Below are 17,088 nucleotides of genomic sequence, written 5' to 3'. Positions count from 1 at the left end.
GTGGCGATCCCTAGCCTCGGTGCCCGCGGATCACGACTCCCGCGTGGGGGCACCCGAGATCCCAGGAGTGGAACTACGACGATGGCCGGCCCAGTCGCGAAACGCAGGAAACAGGACGCCGTTCTGCTGCTGGCAGGTGTGATCGTGGTCGGTCTCGTCGGCCAGCTGTGCGCGGTCCTCGGGCAGAACGGAGAGCGCGTCGCGCGGATGTGGGTCGCGGCGGACATCCGTGGCGACGGGACCGCCCGGATCACCGAAGTACTCGACTACGACTTCGCCGGCGAGAACAAGCACGGCATCTATCGGACAGTGCCGCAGGACTCCCGTGGTGACCTGCGCGACGTTTCCGTCACGATGGATGGTGCGAAGGTTCCGTTCCGGGTCGACCAGGGCCGTCGGGCGCGGATTGTGATCGGCGACCCGGCGGCGACGGTGACCGGGACGCACCGCTACCGAATCGAGTACACCCTTCCGCGCCTGGGGGACGGGGAATGGCTGGCATGGGACGCCGTCGGCACTGAGTGGGAGGTACCGATCGGGCAGGTGCAAGTCCACCTCGCTGCGCCGTACGCCATGAAATCCGTCCTTTGTGTTGCGGGATCGTCTGGTTCCGACGATGCATGCGCGGCGATGGAGCAGCCTCTGCCGGGTCAACTTGACGCCACCCATGGCGGTCTGGGCAAGGGACAGGGCATGACTCTGTGCGGGCAGATCACGGACTCCGGAGGGGGCGGCGGTGCCAGGTTGCCCGACCCGCCGACCGGTCCGGCGCCTGCCGAGCGCGGGGGCAGTGTCTTGCTGGTCTGGTTGTGGGTCACCGGCATCGCGCTCGCGGCGGCGGTGGTGGTCGCGGAGCTCCTGCGGCTGGCGGGACGTGAGCGCGTCCAGGGAGCAGACGGCCGGATCCGGCGGATGGACATCGGCCGTCTGGCCCGGAGCGTTCAGCCGTCCGCTGTGCCACCAGCCGGCATCGGCCCGGCCCGAGGCGGAATCCTGCTGACGGACCGAGTACGCAAGCACCATCTCGTCGGGTGGCTGCTGGGTGCCGGGCTGGACGGCTACCTGCGTGTCACTGGGGTTTCACATCCAGTGCTCCGCAGGTCCGAAGTACAGCCGGGCGGCGCCGACAAGTTGACGATGGACGTGCTCGGCGCCCTCTTCGCCGGGAACCCGAACGTGTCGCTCCGCAAGTACAACCGGCATTTCTCCAACGCATGGACCAAGCTGCGCCGTGGTCTGCGGAGCTGGCGCCGCTCAGGTGGTGATGGTCTGTGGGTACGGGGCGGGGAGCAACTGCGCCTAGCGGCTCTGGTCTGCGGGGCCTTGGCCATAGTCGCCGGGGTGATCGTCCTCATCGTCACGGCAGGGGACATCGCGGCTCCGGGCACGACTTTGCGCACACCAACGGCAGTCGGCGCGGCACTGGGAGGTGCCGGTCTCGCGGCGATGCTGCGTGCCTGGGAACTGAGGGCACGCACCACCCATGGCTCGGAGCTGTGGTGCCAGGTCGAGGCGTATCGCCGCCATCTGGCCGGTATCGACCGATGGGACGGCCGCGACGAGGACCTGCTCACCGCATGGGCGGTCGCCCTCGGCGAGACCAGGGCCTGGCTGGCCGCAGCCGAGCGCGCGGCGGACAGTTCGCGTTCGTCCTCGTCCCGTCAGACGGTGCCCGACGATCACGTCCGCTGGCAGCTCGCCATGTACATGCCGATCGCCGCACACGGCGCCAGGTCTCACACCGGCAGCAGTTCTGGCGACTCCACGTCCTCCGGCGGCTATAGCGGCGGAGGTTCCAGCGGTGGTGCGGGCGGTGGCTCCGGAGGCGGCGGCGGAGGCTCATGGTGACAGCGCCGACTGGTTCGGATCTCCTCGGGCTGGGTCAAACACCTGGCAAGCGTCGAGGTGAGGTGCGGTACCGACGGACAGGAGGTGTCCGGTGGAGTGGGCGTCTCTCGCCAGGCTGTCAGCGGGGCGGCGCCTAGTGACCATTACTACGTCCTGTCGGTCGGTACGCTCATCCGTCGCACTAGCTAGACGTCAGCTGGGATGGGACGCCGGTGTTGCTGTGGCAAGCAACCTGATCGAGAGGAGGATGCGGCAGGGGAACACGACGGCGACGACCAGCACTCGCTGATACAAGCCGGCCCAGTCGTGCAGGGGAGCGCCATCCGGCATCACGAGTCCTCCACCTGCGAGGAAGCCAACGAGTGCGACGATCCCGGTGACGAGCGAGTACGTCGCGAGGCTCCGCCACCTTGGATCATGCGCCAGTCGACGCGACACGACGATCAGTCCGACTGCGCTTGTCATGAAGAACAGGAACCCGGCGACGATGTGGCCGCCCGGGTCGTAGGTCACGCCGGCGGCGTCCTGCCGCAGCGGGAAGGTCGCGGCGAGCAGACAACCGATCCCGCTGAGGAACAGCAACGCAGGGCCGGCGATACCCGCCCTCGTCGGCTGCAGGCCGCGGTGCAGTCCCACCGCGCAGGCGATCGTGAGCAGGCCGAACACGACGAAGTTGACCTGCTGAATCCATCCGTTGGGTCCGGCCTCCAGCGCGCTGACCGGCTCAGCGAGCGGGCTGTACTCGCTCCTGCGGAAAGCCTCCTGGGCCAAGAACGTCGCGGTGAACAGAACCGGGCCGATGATGCCGGCCCAGGCCGCCAAGGAGAGGGACCAGTCCGGCCGCTCCTGGAGACGGCCGCCGGCCGACTCTTGGTTTCGCCTGTGCGCGTCCTGCAGAGCACTCATGACCGCCTCCGTCTGACGGCACCCGATCGATCTGCCGGGTGCGCTCGTCTGCGACGCTACGGTCGGCCACCGGTTGGAACCATCGGGAGTTCTCCCCATGCGGCGAGACCGTGCTGCATCGCGAACACGGTGGCAGCAGCTCGGGTCGAGATGCCGATCTTGGCGTAGGCGTTCTGGATATGGCGGTCCGCGGTCTTGGCTGAGATCCCGAGCACGCGCGCGATCTGCTTTGTCTGCAAGCCGCGGGCGAGTAGTCCGACGACCTCGGCCTCTCGCTCGGTCAACCCCGCGGGCCGGGTGACACGCCGGGTCCGATGCCCGGCCGCGTCGAGTACCGCGGCGACGCTGTCGGCGTCCAGCCGCCCACCGCGCGCCTCTTGGCCGAGCAGGTCAGCCGCCTGCTCCGGCGTCAGCGCGGCGCGGTGCGGACGCTGCTCGGTCAGTGCGTGGTACACGTCCGCGGCGGCGAGCAGGCGCGCCGGAGGCGTGAGGGCAGCCACTGTCGCCCCGCGGTGATAGCCGGCGCCGTCGAGCCGCTCGTGGTGGTACGTCGCCACCGGAACAAGAGATGCGAGAAATGGCGATCGGCACAGGACGCGTTCGGAGTGGTACGCGTGCAGCCTGACCTGTTCCCACTCGTGCGGCGACAACCGCCCGGCCTTCTGCCAGATAAGGACGGAGACCGCGACGCGCCCCACGTCGTGGACGAGCGCGGCCCGCCGTGTCGCCACCACGTCGCCAGGTGGAAAGCCGCACCGCTGTGCCGCGGCCTCGGCCAGCTCCGCGACACCCGCCGAGTGACCGACCAGGTACGTCGAAGCCAGATCAGCGAAGTCACCCATCGCCGCGAGCGCCCGGTCGATCGCCTCGCCCCGCAACGTCAGCTGAGGAGTGGGCTCGGCCGCGAGGACGTCGTCCCAGGCAGACCGCTCGTCGTCGAGCGCCAGGACGTCGGTCGCCTCATCCGCCAGTCGCGCCGCTATCGCTGGATCGAAGGCGCCTCCGGCTCGCTCCCGGACCACACGTGCGGCATGGTCCACGCCACCGATCATGCGCTGCAGAGCGGCGTCGCGCGCCACGTGGATGATCCGTAACGGGAGTGCCATCTCCTCGCCCTGGAGGCCACCAGGCTGGCCTTTGCCGTCCCAACGATCGGTGAGGTGGGCGAATAGTTGTTGCACCTCGGGCGACACACCGAGCCGTTCGCTCAGGAGCTGGGCGACCTCGCACATCGCGGCGATGTGACGGCGATGACCCCGAACCGCCGTCGGCAGGCGGCCGGCCGCCTGCAGTGCGCGGACAGGCATCGGGCTTTCTGGATCGGCCAATGCGCGCAGGATGCCGGCCATCGTTTGCGCGGGGGACCCGAACATCACCGAGTTGAAGTTCGTGAGCAGATCGCCCTTGAACAACTCGGCGCTGATCTCGGCGTCCACAGTGCACCCGACGTAGAACAGCAGGCATCCGTAGTAGGTCTGCGACGCGGTTGCGGAGTCGACCCCCAGACGATCGGCAAGCCGCATCGCGAACTGGGTGCTCTGCAGGCCGTGCTCGAGCGGAAGCCCCATGCCGAGATCCGTTGCCAGGCACAGTGACGCGATCACCTCGGCGGTACGGATCTCGTCCTGGATCCGGGCCGGCTCACCTGCCACACCTCGACCGTACGCCGCCCTGCTGTCGAGCACAGCCCGTCCGACGTCGTACCAGAAGTCAGGCTCGAAGGGCGAGGAGATCGCCATCGTCTCCGAGTAGAGGTCAGAAGCTGGCCGCTATGGATCTTAGGGTCGATGTATGACGACGAACGAGCAGATCGTGACCGGTGAGCGGGCTGACATCCTCGACTTCCTTGGCAAGCATCGGTACTTCCTTCGGCACACTGCCGACGGTCTGTCCGACGAGCAGGCGAACACGCGCAGTACCGTCAGCGCGCTGACGGTCGGTGGGCTGATCAAGCACGTCACCGCGGTCGAGCGCAAGTGGGCCGAGTTCGCTCAGGCGGGCGGCGGCGAGGAGGTGCCGGAGGAGATCGAGTTCACCCCGGAGCTGATCGCCGAGTGGGAGAGCCAGTTCCGGCTCACCGACGGGGAGACGCTGGCCGGCGTACTGGCGGAGTACGAGAAGGTCGCGGCCGCCACCGACGACCTCGTCCGCACCCTCGACCTCGACAAGACCTACGAACTCCCGGCCGCCCCGTGGCAGCCGCCGGGCGTCTTCTGGTCGGTCCGCCGCGTCCTCCTCCACATCGCCGCCGAAACCGCCCAACACGCCGGCCACGCCGACATCATCCGCGAAACCATCGACGGCCAAAAATCCATGGGCTGACGTCACGGCCGAGGGCACCACCGCAGCGGGTGGTGCCCTCACCACGCCTACTCGCGCAGGAGCATGAGGGCGGCTTCACGTTCGAGGTCGAGGTACGAGTCGCCGCTGACGTCGATCGCGACCCGGTTGATCCTGCCGCCGGTGAACCGGTACGGCGGTTCGCCGGCGTAGTCGTCGGTGTCCTTCACGTAGAGGGCATGGCGGCCGAAGCGCGAGCCGAAGGCGAAGAGGATGCCCCTAGATCGCGCACGCCCTCGTCGATGCAGCAGGATCAGTTGGGTCCGATATCCGGGACTGCTCGGGCCGCGGTCGTGTCTGGCCTGGAGGTTAGGGTAGCCTCACCTGCGTGATCGTCTGCCATTGTGAGGTCGTCAGCGACCGGGAGGTCCTCGAGAGCATCGAGGACGGCGCTAGCACGGTCGCGCAGGTGTGCGGGGCGACCGGGGCCGGGCGGAACTGTGGTGGCTGCGTCTTCTCGCTCAAGCGGTTGTTGTGCCAGCATGGGAGGTCGGTCCCGGCACCATCGTTCACGGAGGTGGCAGGTGCAACCGGTTAACCCACGCGTCGTCGTACTGCTCAACGAGGCGCTGACGCTCGAGCTGACGGTGATCAACGGGTACTTCCTGGAAGCCAGGATGCTCGACAACTGGGGATTCAGCCGGCTGGGGAAGGTCTTCTACGACCTGTCCATCGACGAGATGAAAGACGCCGACGCGCTGATCAACCGCATCCTGCTGTTCGACGGTCACCCGAACCTGCAGAAGCTGGGCGCCGTGACGGTCGGTGAGGACGCCCAGGAGATGCTCCGGCTGGGCCTCGAGAGCGAGCACTCCGCGGTGGCGAAGTTCAACGCCTCCGCGAAGGAGTGCCACGACCTCGGCGACCACGGCACCGCCGCCGTCTTCGAGGAGATGGTCCGCGACGAGGAGAAACACGTCGACTGGTTCGAAACCCAACTCGACGCGATCCAACGAGTCGGCCCCCAGCAGTACCTCGCCCAGCAAATCGACCCCGACAAATCCCCCGCCTGAACCTCATAAGTCGGTGTTGCGGCGGTGATGGCAGCCTCGAGCGTTGGTCCTCAGCGCGATCGGCCTTGGCGAACCGGCCCACGAGCTCCGAACGAAACTGCTGGAGCTGATACGAGAGAGAACACGGGACCTCGGAGATTCCCGCGGGCGCGATCGTACACAGCATCCTCGGCCCGCGTTCGGACTCGTAACGCCGTTGATTTCGTGGTCGTACGACGGCCGAGCGGCGTCGACGTACGACGAGGGCGCCGTCGCGCGGACGGCGCCCTAGCGTGACTACGAGCTCAGCTTTCACCGCCTTCCTCACCGCCACCCGCGGCGGCCAACTCGCCGACCTCGAGATGCGCCACCGCGGCCACGCCCGAGTCGAAGACCGGATCCGCACCGGCAAGGACACCGGCATCAGAAGGCAGCCAGAACACGGTTCAGCGACACGCCGAACCGGCATGAAATTTGGAGGCTGGAGCCGGAGCGACGCAGGAGCGCTTCACCAAGGTGGGTGGGAGCGCCCAGAGCCGGAGCGACGTAGACAGCGGAGGTGGCGGGCGCGTGGGGGACGCCGTACCTGATCTATCGTCGGGGTGCTTTGGACCAGGTGAGCGGAGGGTCGTGGTGGGTGACGTGTTTGCCGGGCGGTTTGAGCTCATCGACCCGGTTGATGCAGGTGGCAACAGTGTGGTCTGGCGTGCTTGGGATCGTCGGCTGGGGCGGCTCTGCGCTGCGAAGGTGCTTCGGCAGCGGCATGCGGGATCCATGCTTCGGTTCGTTCGCGAGCAGAGGCTCCGGCTGGATCACCCGCATGTGCTGAGCCCATACAGCTGGGTGGCCGAGGACGATCAGGCTCTGCTGGCCATGGACCTGGTCGGTGGTGGTTCGGTGAGTAGTCTGGTCGCAGACTTCGGTCCGCTGCCCGAGCGCTATGCGGCTGAGCTGCTGGCGCAGTTGCTGGGCGCGCTCGATCAGGTCCACGCCGCCGGGCTGGTCCACCGGGACATCAAGCCGGCGAACCTCCTGCTCGAAATCACCGGTACCGGTCGTCCCGTACTCCGGCTGAGCGACTTCGGCATCGCGTTGTCGCTGGGAGAACCGCGCCTCACCCAGCACGGCGCGGTCGTCGGCACGCCGGGGTACGTCGCACCCGAGGCGCTCGCCGGCGAGCCGCCTTCCATCAGCCAGGACCTGTACGCCGCGGGCGTCACGGGCTGGCAACTCCTGACCGGCGAGGAACCACCGGCCACCGGCCCACCGCCGAGCCGTCCTGCGGATGCGGCCGACGAAAGCGTCCTGTGGCGTGTCGTCGAGAGCCTGGCGCACCCCGAGGCGGCTGACCGCACCCCCTCGGCCAAGGACGCGCTGGCGGCGCTTGCGCCACTTCTGGCGGAACCGTTGAAACTCCCGGCGTTCACGCTCGACGGAGAACCGATCGAGGTCTTCGACCACCTCCCGCCACTTCCCGGACCGTACGCGGCTCTCGCCGAGACACCCAAGCCCCCGGACCATCCAGAACCACCAAACTCCCCAACGCCGGCCGAGTCGGCCCAGTCAACCGAGCTGCCCCAACCAGCCAGGCTGTTCCAGCCAACCGAGCTGCCCCAACTGGCCGGACTGCCCCAGCCGCCCGAAGGCAGGCCGGCTCCGGGAAGGCGTCGCGTCGTACTGGCCGCGTCCAGCGTTGCGGTGCTCGTGGCGGCGGCCGTGATCGCGGTTCTGGCTCTCGACGGGGACCAGGCGGGCAAGAAGACGCCATCGCCGAATCAGTCGTCCACCCCGCAGACGATCGGCACCAGGCCCGTCACGCCGTCGCCGAACGCTGAAGTGAAGGTCGGCGGAGCGTGCGGTTGGCAAGAGGCTGGCAGCATCGAGACGACTGCTGGCGGCACCCGGGTCGTGTGCCGCCAGCAGGGTTCCTCCTACCGCTGGGTCAAGGCTGGTTAGACCAGCCTTGCCCCGGCCCGTTCGGATACATCGGCGGCATCGGAGACTTGCGACGGCGAAGGATCAGCGCCGCGATGACGACCGCAATACCCAGCACGAGCGCGGCGCCGAGGATGATCCAGGGCAGTGGCGAGGAAGTCTCGGCCGCCACCGGCTTGGTGTCGCCACCGGATCCTTGGCCTGCCGTAGTACCGGCCCCCGAGGGGGTCGGCTCGCTCTGGCCGGCCGACGGGGTCGAGGTCGGGGTCGCAGGGGTCTCACCGGTCGACGCGCCGTACTCGGGTCCAGCGACCTTGTCGCCCGCGACCGCCACGTCCATCGTCACCGGTACGCCGCCCGGCTGGTGGTCGCCGAAGGGAGTACCCAGCTTGACCACGATGTAGTACCAGCCGTCGACACTCGCCTTGCGGAGCAGCGCGTCGCCGGCGTTGCGGTTCAGGTACGCCGTTCGCGGGGTGGCGATCGCCTTGCCGCTCGACGGCAGGATGTTCGTCGTACCGGTGTAGGCCGTCGTGTCGAACTTCATCTCCGAGCGGACCGGGCTGAACAGGCCGGTACGGATGTTGGTCGTCTGCGCATCCGGAACGGCACCGAAGGTGACGCGATAGGCCAGACCCTGCCCCCAGTCGAGCTTCACGCGGTAGAACAGCTCTTCGCCGTTGTAGATCGTCTCGCCGTAGCGACCGGAGCCCGTCAGAGAGGTCGCCTCGTTGAACGAACCACCGCCGCGGACCGGACGAACAGCGCCGGCCGGCTGCTGCGCGAAACTGACAAGGCCGGTCTGCGCCGGCTCACCGAGGCTGCCGGTCACCGGCGGCTCGATCCGCAACTGCAGCTCCAGCGGCACGCGATCGGTGCCGTCCTTCGCGTCCCGGGTGACCCGGAATACGTACTTGCCGGGCACGCTGCAGCCCTTTGGCTTCGACGAGCCGGCCACAGTCCCGTTCCAGCTGAGAACCGAGGTCAGCGCGCCACCGTCGTCCTTCGCCCGGGTGTGCAGCTCACGCTCGCGCGTGTAGCAGTCCGCTCCACCCGGTCCGGTGATCTTGATGTCCAAGACCTCGATCTCGCGCGGGTTGCCCCGCGGAAAGACCGCCGTCGCCGCGAAGTACGCGGTGTCACCTGCCTTCAACTCGGCCGCGTAGAAGCGTTCCTCGACCGGGCTCAGCGTGTCCAGGTATTGGCCGGGCGTCATCGCCGGCGCCGTGAACGGATCCGCGGTACCGGTGATCGGCACGCCGGTCGGTTCGTAGTGCCGCAGCGCTCGGTCGGTCACCCGGCCCAGTACGCCGAGCAGCGAGTCGGCGTCGGCGGCATCGTGATAGGTCCCGCCGGTGTTCTGCGCGATGCACGCGAGCTGGGCCCGCGCCTTCGCGTCGACACGGAAGCCGATCGCGTGCACGTGCAGGTCGACTCCCTGCTTGCTGAGCTCCTTCGCCACCTCGCACGGCTGCGGCGGCGCACAGGTGTCCTCACCGTCGGACACCAGCACGATCGACCGCTGCCCCTCCTTCGGAAGCTGAGCGGCCGCGACTCGCAGCGACTGGCCGATCGGCGTATAGCCGCTGGCCTTCGTCGCGTTCACCGCTGCCTTGAGGGCGGGTTTGTCGATCGCCTTCACCGGCTGGACGACCCGGACGTCGCGACAGCCGGCGGCCTTCTCCGCCCCGCTTGATCCGGTGCCTGCGCCGTAGATCGCCATACCGACCGGAGCCTGGGCCGGCAACCCGTCGATCATCGAGACGACGGCTCGTTTCGCGGCGTCCATCCGGGTCCCGCTGCCGCCTACGTCGCGGGCGGTCATCGAGCCGGAGGAGTCCAAGACCACCATCACCGGCGACAGCTCGCCCTCGGCAGCGGCCGTCGAAGCATTTCCGAACGCGAACGTCACGGTGAGAGCGGGTAACGCAGCCAGGGCGGCGAGGCGTCGTATCATGGCGTCTCCAGAGGCATTGAGCGGTGAATATGCGATAACCTAGCGTTTGCATATGCAATTTGCAAACAGTAACACGGAGGTGCCTGTGACCGACCTGTACGCACGGAACCTCAAGCTGCAGCTGGAGTGGTACGGCGAACCGCTGGGCGAACGGTTCCGTCGCTTGCTCGGTCATCTCGACCTCTCCCAGGCGCAACTCGCCGGCGTACTCGGCCTGTCCGCTCCGATGCTGTCGCAGCTGATGTCCGGCCAGCGCGCCAAGATCAGCAATCCGGCCGTGCTGTCGCGCCTGCTCCAACTGGAGGCGACAGTGAACGAGCCTGGCTGGGACTCCCTGCCGTCGGCTGAGCAGGTTCGCAGGGTCGAGGAGGTTCGTGCGGCGCAGCGATCGACCCTCACCGTCGATCAAACCCGAGAGGCCCCAACTGACCCAGCAGCCTCCGCCGACCCGGTCACGGCCATCCAGTCGCTACTCCGGGACGTCGCCTCCGCAAGCGATCTCCAAGGAGCCGCCGAACTGCTGGACGACCGATACCCCGAGCTAGCAGAGGCACTTCGAGTACTCGGCGCCGGCCGAACACAGGACGCCCGCGCCTACTACGCAAACCTCACCAACCGCCGCTGACACCTCCCCCGGTACTACGCGCGCACCACCTCCACTCCTAATGAGTGCGGCACGAGAGCCTCACGGCCACCTGGCCCACATCGGATAGCACCTAGTACTACTGCGGTACTTCGTGAGGTGCTGCGTGCCGTGGCCGGTTCGCATCGCGCGGCCCCTGACCGCCACCACTCACTAACCTCGCCCGACCAGTCCTGGTCAGGCGAGGGCGGGTGTGCGTCGGGCTGGGTAGAGCAGATTGGTGGGTGGCAAGGTGCGTGCTGCTTGGCCCGGCTATTCGCCGTCCAGCCAGGCGTTGGTCCGGGAGGCGTGGACTGCGCCGGTGAAGGCGACTGGGATCCTGCCGTACGACGTGATCGCGGTTGCCGTGCCCTTGGCCCTGCTGAAGGCGTACTGGTAGCCGGAGTCGGTGTTGTGGTCGATGCCCACGACGACGGACCCGTAGTTGTTGCCGCAGTGCTCGACCAGGAGCGACTCGAAGGAGGACCAGCCGGACTTGCGGATCAGCTTGACGACCGGCTTCGCCGTCGCGGTGGTCGGGATGTGGATTGTGTAGAGCGCCCCGGCGGTGGTCGTCATCAGGAGCGTGTCGTACGTCGGCTGCTGGCTGATCATCGCCATCGTCTTGAAGCTCTTGAACCCACCGAACGAGCCGTACGCCTTGTAGCCGGTACCGCTCGCCGCGTACCGGTAGAGGTTCCCGTTGGTGTTCAGGCCGTACAGGAACGAGTGCTTGCGACCCAGCGGGTCGGCGTAGTTCGACGTGGCGATCGCCTTGAAGCTCGTCCACCCGCCGCCGAGCTTGGTCGCGGTCACCCGTGCCCGGCTACCCGGCGGGGTGATGGTCGAGTGCCGGTACAGGTTCCCGCCCTGCAGCAGCAGCCCATAGGAGTACTGCTCACCCTGACGCGTCGTCGACATGTACCAGGTGGACATCGCCCGGACCGGCACGAACTGCGCAACCTGATAGCGATCCCAGACTCGCGGCGGCTTTTGCAGCGAGGACGTCAGCCTCCTGCACGGCGTGCGCACTGTCAGTCCAAACAATCCGATTGATGCACGGCACCGAATCGGCAACAGCAGCCTGCGCCGGCCCTGGCAACCCGCTAGCCACCAACACTCCAACCCCACCCAGAACCAAACCGAGTCGCCGCACGCCCATCCGCCCCATCCCTCCACAATCCTCAACCCCGGACCGCAGACGATAGCGCCCCCTCCGGACCAAACCGCCTTCCTTTGCCACTTCCTGCAAACGAAGGCGGCCCCCACCAACCGGTGGGGGCCGCCTTCAAGAGCTTCAGGCAGGGAACGGTACGCCGGTGTTGCTGTGGCAGCGGTAGCCGTTGGGGTTCTTGTGGAGGTACTGCTGGTGGTAGCCCTCGGCGTAGTAGAAGGTGGTGGCCGGGGCGATCTCGGTGGTGATGGCGTCGTAGCCGCGCTCGGCGATGACGGGGGCGTAGAGGTCCCGGGTGCGCTCGGCCTCGGCGCGCTGGGCGTCGTTGGTGTAGTAGACGGCCGAGCGGTACTGGGAGCCCAGGTCGTTGCCCTGGCGCATGCCCTGGGTCGGGTCGTGGGTTTCCCAGAAGACCTTCAGCAGGTTGGTGAAGGTGGTCTTGGTCGGGTCGTAGACGATCCGGACGGCCTCGGTGTGGCCGGTGCCGCCGGTGCAGACCTCCTCGTACGACGGGTTGGGCGTGTACCCACCCGCGTAGCCGACCGCGGTCGTGTAGACCCCGGGCTGCTGCCAGAAGATCTCCTCGGTACCCCAGAAACACCCGGTGCCGAACCAGACCTCCTCGTACCCCTCAGGGGCAGCGACCGTCTGCGGCGTACCGAGAACGATGTTCTCGGCCGGAACGGGGTAACCGGGCTCCGGCCGGCCGGGCAGAGCGGCCTCGGGCTCGACCAGGGCTGTGTTGCGCTTGAAGAACGACATCTCACGCCTCTCGCAGAGTGACTCTCATAGTCTCCCAACGCCCCTTGCGGGGTGAACCTTCCCCCACCCGATTACGGCACGCTGACGTGCTCAGGCGATCATTGCGGCGGGTCGGCGGAGCGGTGAACCGGCGGTCAAGCCGTTGTACGACGCTGCTAGTCGCTCGACGCCGTCGCGGAGGGCGTCCGGGTCGAGGGTGAAGGGCAAGCGGATGAAGGACTCCAGGCCGCCGTCGGGGGAGAAGCGGGAGCCGGCCACGAGCAGTACGCCGTTGCGTTGCGCCACACCGACCAGTGAAGAACCGACCGGCTCCGGCAGCTCGCACCACAGCGACAACCCGCCACCCGGCAACTGGAACCGCCACGACGGCAGGAACTCCGACACGGCAGACGCCAGCGCGTCGCGCCGGCGCGCGATCTCGAGCCGGCGCTCGGGCAGGATCGTCGACCGCCGCCGCAACAGCCCGGCGACCACGAGTTGATCCAGCACGGGTGCACCGAGATCCATCGACGCCTTCGCATCGAGGACGCGCGCGATCAGCGGCTCCGGCACTCGCATCCAGCCGATCCGCAGCCCGCCCCAGAACGACTTGCTCACCGAGCCGACCGTGATCACGCCGGCCGGGTCGTACGACGCGAACGGCGGCGGCATCTCCTGCCCGTCCAGCGACAGCTCGAACAGCGTCTCGTCCACGATCGCCGTCGTCCGGGCGCGCGCGAACGCGATCGCCAGCCGCTGCCGGTCCGCGGCCGGCATCAACCATCCGGTCGGGTTCTGGAAATCCACCACCAGCCAGGCCGCCCGCGGCGCCGACTGCCTGATCGTTGCCTCTAGCAAAGGAAGGTCCCAGCCGCCAGGACTCGTCGGTACGGCGACCACACGGCAACCGCTGCGTCGGATCGAGTCCACCGAGTTCGGGTGGGTCGGGCTCTCGGTCAGCACCCGGTCGCCGATCTGGGTGATCGCCCGGACCGCGATCGACGTCGCGGCGAGCGCACCCGCGGTGATGATGATCTGGTCCGGCGACGTCGGCAGACCGCGTTCCTCGTAGGCAGCTGCGATCTCCGCCCGCAGTACGGGCAGACCCTGCGGGTGATACCCCGGCGTCGCCAGATGCACTGGCAAATTCGCCGTGGCCTCAGCGACCGCTGCACTGATCCCCGGTACGGCGCTCGGCGCAGCACACGTGAAGTCGTACAGGCCGTCGGTGTCGATCCCCGGAGCATGGTGCCGGCCGAGCTCAGGCTCGACCTTCGACGGGAGCGCGGTCACGCTTCCCGAGCCGCGGCGCGAAAGCAGGTAGCCGCTGTCGCGCAACTCGCGGTACGCCGAGGCGACCGTCGTACGGCTGACACCGAGCGCGTCGGTCAACTCTCGCTCACTCGGCAGCCGCGACCCGGGCATGATCCGCCCGTCCGCGATCAGCAGCCGGAGCCGCTCAGCCAGTAGCCGGTACGCCGGTCCAGTCCCGTCCGACCACGCCCCGAGCAGGCCGGAGAGCGTGCTGGCGGGAAGATATTGCCCCTTCATGCAGTCCACTATCGCGCAATTGGCTATCGAATGCCAGGCCACTTGCTCGCAGACTGAAGTACGTGACCGCCACTTCCGATGCCCCACCCCGCCAACTCGCCGCGCTGAACCCGATCCAGCAGCTGAAAGCAGGCCACCTTCCCCGCCGCCTGGTCCAGCTGTACGTCGGCCTGACCCTGTACGGCGCCTCGATGGGCCTGATGATCCAGGGCAACCTCGGCCTGGACCCGTGGGACGTGCTGCACTCCGGCATCACCCAGCACCTGCCGCTGAGCTTCGGCACGGTGGTGATCGCGATGAGCTTCGTCGTCCTGCTGGCCTGGATCCCACTGCGGCAGTGGCCCGGACTCGGCACCATCAGCAACGCGATCGTGATCGGTCTGGTGACCGACCTGACGCTGGCTACGGTCGACCGGCCGGATGCGCTCTGGCTGCGGATCGTCTTCATGGTCGCCGGCGTCGTGGTCAACGCGCTCGCGGGTGCGCTCTACATCGGTGCGCAGTTCGGTCCCGGTCCGCGTGATGGGCTGATGACGGGCCTGGTACGACATACCGGCCTGAGCGTCCGCCTGGTTCGGACCACGATCGAGGTGACCGTTCTCGCGGTCGGCTTCCTCCTCGGCGGCGTGATCGGCATCGGCACCGTCTTCTACGCCTTGGCCATCGGACCGCTCGTGCACTTCCTGCTGCCGATCTTCACGGTTCGACTCAAAGCTCAATAGACCAACGGGGTCCCGGGCCAGGTGGCCCGGGACTCCGTTGTTTCGCAGGACCCCTCTGCCTGCGGACTGTGGATGATCAACCGACGGGTTCCAAGGAGCGTTCGTCCGGAGCCTTCGAGGGCTGCTTGATCTTGCGCGGCCACCAGGCCTTGGTTCCCAGCAGCGCGGTGACGCTCGGGACCAGGAAGATCGACATCAGGAAGGCGGAGATCACGATGCCGGCCGCGACCGAGAAGCCCATCTCGGTGAGCAGCGCCATCCCGGCCAGCATCAGCGACGAGAACGTGCCGGCCAGGATCAGCCCGGCCGCCGCCACCGACGGACCGCCGTGCTCGATCGCCAGGTCGGCGGCCTCCCGCGGCTCGGTGCCCTGCTCCGCCTCCTCCCGCAATCGGGCGATCATCAGGATGTTGTAGTCGGTGCCGATGGCAACGACGAACAGGTACAGCATGATCGGCAGCGAGAACGTCACCCCGGCGTGCCCGGCGGCGCCCTGGAAGACGAACACCGTCGCACCGATCGAGCTGAAGAAGCTCAGCACCACGGCGACCATCAGCACGATCGGGGCCAGCAGCGACCGCAGCAGCAGCGCCAGGATGATCGCGATCAGCCCGCCGGCGACCGGGAAGATGACCGAGAGGTCCCGGCTGTTCGCGTCCCGGATGTCGGTGTAGCTCGCGGTCACCCCGCCGAGCAGGGCGGTCGACCCGGCCGGCGCGTCGGCGTGCGCGACGTCGCGCAGCTTCCCGTCGACCAGGTCCAGCGACGACGTCGCGTACGGCGCGCCGTCCAGTACGACGTTGATCTGGGCAACCGTCTTGTCCGGGTTGAGCAACGCCAGGCTGCCGTCCGCACCGGCCGGGAGTACGGCGCCGACACCGTCCACCTTGGCGAGTTTCCCGGCGTACGTCGTGAGTTCGGCCGGATCGAGCGGCGTACCGTCGGTGCTGCGGACGTAGACCGTGGTGGGGTTGAGCGCGCCGGCCGGGAAACCGGCCTGCAGATCCTTGATCGCGCGGGCGGACTCGGTGCCGTCCGGCAGTTGGCTGAACGCGTCGTAGTCGACCTTCATCCCCAACGCGCCGAGGGCGAGGGCGACCATCAGGCCGCCGGAGACCACGGCCACCACCGCCGGGCGGCGAGCGGTGAACCGGCCGAATCGCTTGAACATCGCGCCCTTCGGCGTCTTCTGCCACGACTTCGACGGCCAGAACACCTTCGGGCCGAGCAGCGACACCACCGCCGGGATCAGTGTGATCGCGGCGAACGCCATCACTGCCACCGCGATCGCCAGGCCTGGGCCGAGGCTCTTGAACCCACCGAAGACGGCCAGTAGCAGGGCGCTGAAGGCGACGATGATCGCACCCGCGGCCGACACGATCACCTCGGCGACCCGCGCGGTCGCGTTGACCAGGGCCTCCTTCGACGGCTCGCCGGCGCGGAGACGTTCCCGGTAGCGGAACAGCAGGAACAGGATGTAGTCGGTGCCGACGCCGTACAGCACGACGGTCAGGATGGTCTGCAGATCCTGCGTCACCTGCAGGTCGAAGGCCTTCGCGGCCAGTGCGATCAGACCGGGCGCGATCGAGGCCACCAGGCCGACCGTGAGGATCGGCAGCAGCGCGGCGACCGGGCTGCGGTAGATGACCAGCAGCAGGCCGATGATCAGTACGACGGTCGCGATACCGACCACGACGAACGCGTTCTCGAAGGCGTCCTGGTTGTCGAGATACAGCGCGGCGTCGCCGGTCACGCCGTACTCGAGATCGTTGCCGCTCAGCGCCGGGCCGGTCACGTCGCGGATCTTCTGGACCGCGTCCAGCACGGCCTGGTCGTCGGGCAGACCCTTGAGGCCGACGCTGACGATCTGGACCTGCTTGTTCGGCGAGACCGCCTGCGGGCCGGTGATCGCGCCGGTCACGCGGTCGATCTTCGCCGCGGTGATCTTTGCCGCGAGCTCGGTGATCCTGGCCTGGTCGGCCGCGGTCAGTTCGCCGCCCGCGCTGCGCTTGACCACGATGCTCGCGGTCGCGTCGTTGGTCTGCCCGAAGGCGTCCGCGGCCAGCTTCTGCGCCTGCACCGACTCGTATTTGTCGGGCAGGAAGGCCGCCTGGTCCTTGTTCGTCACGTCGGCGAGTGTCGGCGCGAAGGCGACCACGGCGATTGCCGCGATCACCCAGGCGGCGATCACCTTCCACGGGTTGTGGACGACGAATCGTCCGAGTTTGGTGAACACCCCAACCCCTCCTGAGGCTCTGTCTACCTGCCGGTCGGTTGGTAGACTACCTGCCGACCGGTAA

General features: G+C 68.1%; 16 protein-coding genes. 7 read left to right on the top strand and 9 right to left on the bottom strand.

What is annotated here, in order from left to right; genetic code table 11:
- Nucleotides 1-81 precede the first annotated feature (81 nt).
- Complete coding sequence (locus tag EV652_RS07785) at nucleotides 82-1,848, top strand: DUF2207 domain-containing protein (RefSeq protein ID WP_158441111.1); 1,767 nt, start codon at nucleotides 82-84, stop codon at nucleotides 1,846-1,848.
- Nucleotides 1,849-2,040: 192 nt separating this feature from the next.
- Here EV652_RS07785 and EV652_RS07780 read toward each other — a convergent pair whose 3' ends face one another.
- Nucleotides 2,041-2,754, bottom strand: a complete 714-nt coding sequence (locus tag EV652_RS07780) for a DUF998 domain-containing protein (RefSeq protein ID WP_132208301.1) — start codon at nucleotides 2,752-2,754, stop codon at nucleotides 2,041-2,043.
- Between the two features lie 56 nt (nucleotides 2,755-2,810).
- Complete coding sequence (locus EV652_RS07775) at nucleotides 2,811-4,493, bottom strand: HD domain-containing phosphohydrolase (RefSeq protein ID WP_132208300.1); 1,683 nt, start codon at nucleotides 4,491-4,493, stop codon at nucleotides 2,811-2,813.
- Nucleotides 4,494-4,545: 52 nt separating this feature from the next.
- Between EV652_RS07775 and EV652_RS07770 the strand changes: the two genes are divergently transcribed.
- On the top strand, nucleotides 4,546-5,076 hold the full coding sequence (locus EV652_RS07770; protein WP_132208299.1) for a DinB family protein: 531 nt from the start codon (nucleotides 4,546-4,548) through the stop codon (nucleotides 5,074-5,076).
- A 47-nt stretch (nucleotides 5,077-5,123) separates the two neighbouring features.
- Here the strand turns inward: EV652_RS07770 and EV652_RS43965 are convergent, their stop codons facing one another.
- Complete coding sequence (locus EV652_RS43965; RefSeq protein WP_158441110.1) at nucleotides 5,124-5,264, bottom strand: hypothetical protein; 141 nt, start codon at nucleotides 5,262-5,264, stop codon at nucleotides 5,124-5,126.
- Nucleotides 5,265-5,422: 158 nt separating this feature from the next.
- Between EV652_RS43965 and EV652_RS07765 the strand changes: the two genes are divergently transcribed.
- Both EV652_RS07765 and bfr read left to right on the top strand, forming a co-directional pair.
- Entirely contained in the window at nucleotides 5,423-5,632 is a 210-nt protein-coding gene (locus EV652_RS07765) for a (2Fe-2S)-binding protein (protein WP_132208298.1), read from the top strand.
- Nucleotides 5,619-6,107 carry a bacterioferritin gene (bfr, locus tag EV652_RS07760; RefSeq protein ID WP_132208297.1) on the top strand — a complete coding sequence of 163 codons (489 nt, stop codon included), beginning with the start codon at nucleotides 5,619-5,621 and terminating at the stop codon, nucleotides 6,105-6,107. Before EV652_RS07765 ends, bfr begins: the two co-directional genes overlap by 14 nt.
- Nucleotides 6,108-6,391: 284 nt before the next feature.
- Here bfr and EV652_RS44515 read toward each other — a convergent pair whose 3' ends face one another.
- Nucleotides 6,392-6,529, bottom strand: coding sequence for a hypothetical protein (locus tag EV652_RS44515; RefSeq protein ID WP_199238081.1), 138 nt, complete (start codon nucleotides 6,527-6,529; stop codon nucleotides 6,392-6,394).
- A 73-nt stretch (nucleotides 6,530-6,602) separates the two neighbouring features.
- Here EV652_RS44515 and EV652_RS07750 point away from each other — a divergent pair, with 73 nt between their 5' ends.
- Nucleotides 6,603-8,042 (top strand): serine/threonine-protein kinase, encoded by a 1,440-nt coding sequence (locus EV652_RS07750; protein ID WP_369410002.1) that lies wholly within the window; start codon nucleotides 6,603-6,605, stop codon nucleotides 8,040-8,042.
- On the opposite strand, the gene EV652_RS07745 is transcribed toward EV652_RS07750, so the two are convergent.
- A complete protein-coding gene (locus EV652_RS07745) occupies nucleotides 8,029-9,978 on the bottom strand; it encodes a vWA domain-containing protein (protein ID WP_132208294.1) in 1,950 nt (649 codons plus the stop codon). The genes EV652_RS07750 and EV652_RS07745 overlap by 14 nt on opposite strands.
- A gap of 85 nt (nucleotides 9,979-10,063) precedes the next feature.
- On the opposite strand from EV652_RS07745, the gene EV652_RS07740 reads away from it, so the two are divergent.
- Nucleotides 10,064-10,603 (top strand): helix-turn-helix domain-containing protein, encoded by a 540-nt coding sequence (locus EV652_RS07740; RefSeq protein WP_132208293.1) that lies wholly within the window; start codon nucleotides 10,064-10,066, stop codon nucleotides 10,601-10,603.
- A gap of 270 nt (nucleotides 10,604-10,873) precedes the next feature.
- Here the strand turns inward: EV652_RS07740 and EV652_RS07735 are convergent, their stop codons facing one another.
- The 3 genes from EV652_RS07735 to yczR form a co-directional block, all read right to left on the bottom strand.
- Entirely contained in the window at nucleotides 10,874-11,521 is a 648-nt protein-coding gene (locus tag EV652_RS07735) for a hypothetical protein (RefSeq protein WP_132208292.1), read from the bottom strand.
- A gap of 376 nt (nucleotides 11,522-11,897) precedes the next feature.
- Entirely contained in the window at nucleotides 11,898-12,536 is a 639-nt protein-coding gene (gene msrA / locus EV652_RS07730; RefSeq protein ID WP_132208291.1) for a peptide-methionine (S)-S-oxide reductase MsrA, read from the bottom strand.
- A 90-nt stretch (nucleotides 12,537-12,626) separates the two neighbouring features.
- Nucleotides 12,627-14,066 (bottom strand): MocR-like transcription factor YczR, encoded by a 1,440-nt coding sequence (yczR, locus tag EV652_RS07725; RefSeq protein WP_132208290.1) that lies wholly within the window; start codon nucleotides 14,064-14,066, stop codon nucleotides 12,627-12,629.
- 62 nt (nucleotides 14,067-14,128) lie between these two features.
- On the opposite strand from yczR, the gene yczE reads away from it, so the two are divergent.
- The gene (gene yczE / locus EV652_RS07720; protein ID WP_132208289.1) at nucleotides 14,129-14,788 is read left to right on the top strand and encodes a membrane protein YczE; all 660 of its coding nucleotides are present in this window, start codon (nucleotides 14,129-14,131) and stop codon (nucleotides 14,786-14,788) included.
- A 76-nt stretch (nucleotides 14,789-14,864) separates the two neighbouring features.
- On the opposite strand, the gene EV652_RS07715 is transcribed toward yczE, so the two are convergent.
- The gene (locus tag EV652_RS07715; protein WP_132208288.1) at nucleotides 14,865-17,024 is read right to left on the bottom strand and encodes an MMPL family transporter; all 2,160 of its coding nucleotides are present in this window, start codon (nucleotides 17,022-17,024) and stop codon (nucleotides 14,865-14,867) included.
- Nucleotides 17,025-17,088: the final 64 nt, after the last annotated feature.

Source organism: Kribbella steppae, assembly GCF_004342025.1.
GTDB lineage: Bacteria > Actinomycetota > Actinomycetes > Propionibacteriales > Kribbellaceae > Kribbella > Kribbella steppae.
Note: the sequence above shows the minus strand (reverse complement) of the source record. Positions and strands in the feature narration are given on the sequence as shown.

Bases quoted from the DNA above. Each gene is read 5' to 3' on its own strand.
- EV652_RS07785 (WP_158441111.1), top strand. From the start codon at position 82: ATGGCCGGCCCAGTCGCGAAACGCAGGAAACAGGACGCCGTTCTGCTG.
- EV652_RS07780 (WP_132208301.1), bottom strand. From the start codon at position 2,754: ATGAGTGCTCTGCAGGACGCGCACAGGCGAAACCAAGAGTCGGCCGGC.
- EV652_RS07775 (WP_132208300.1), bottom strand. From the start codon at position 4,493: ATGGCGATCTCCTCGCCCTTCGAGCCTGACTTCTGGTACGACGTCGGA.
- EV652_RS07770 (WP_132208299.1), top strand. From the start codon at position 4,546: ATGACGACGAACGAGCAGATCGTGACCGGTGAGCGGGCTGACATCCTC.
- EV652_RS07745 (WP_132208294.1), bottom strand. From the start codon at position 9,978: ATGATACGACGCCTCGCCGCCCTGGCTGCGTTACCCGCTCTCACCGTG.
- EV652_RS07735 (WP_132208292.1), bottom strand. From the start codon at position 11,521: ATGTCGACGACGCGTCAGGGTGAGCAGTACTCCTATGGGCTGCTGCTG.
- msrA (WP_132208291.1), bottom strand. From the start codon at position 12,536: ATGTCGTTCTTCAAGCGCAACACAGCCCTGGTCGAGCCCGAGGCCGCT.
- yczR (WP_132208290.1), bottom strand. From the start codon at position 14,066: ATGAAGGGGCAATATCTTCCCGCCAGCACGCTCTCCGGCCTGCTCGGG.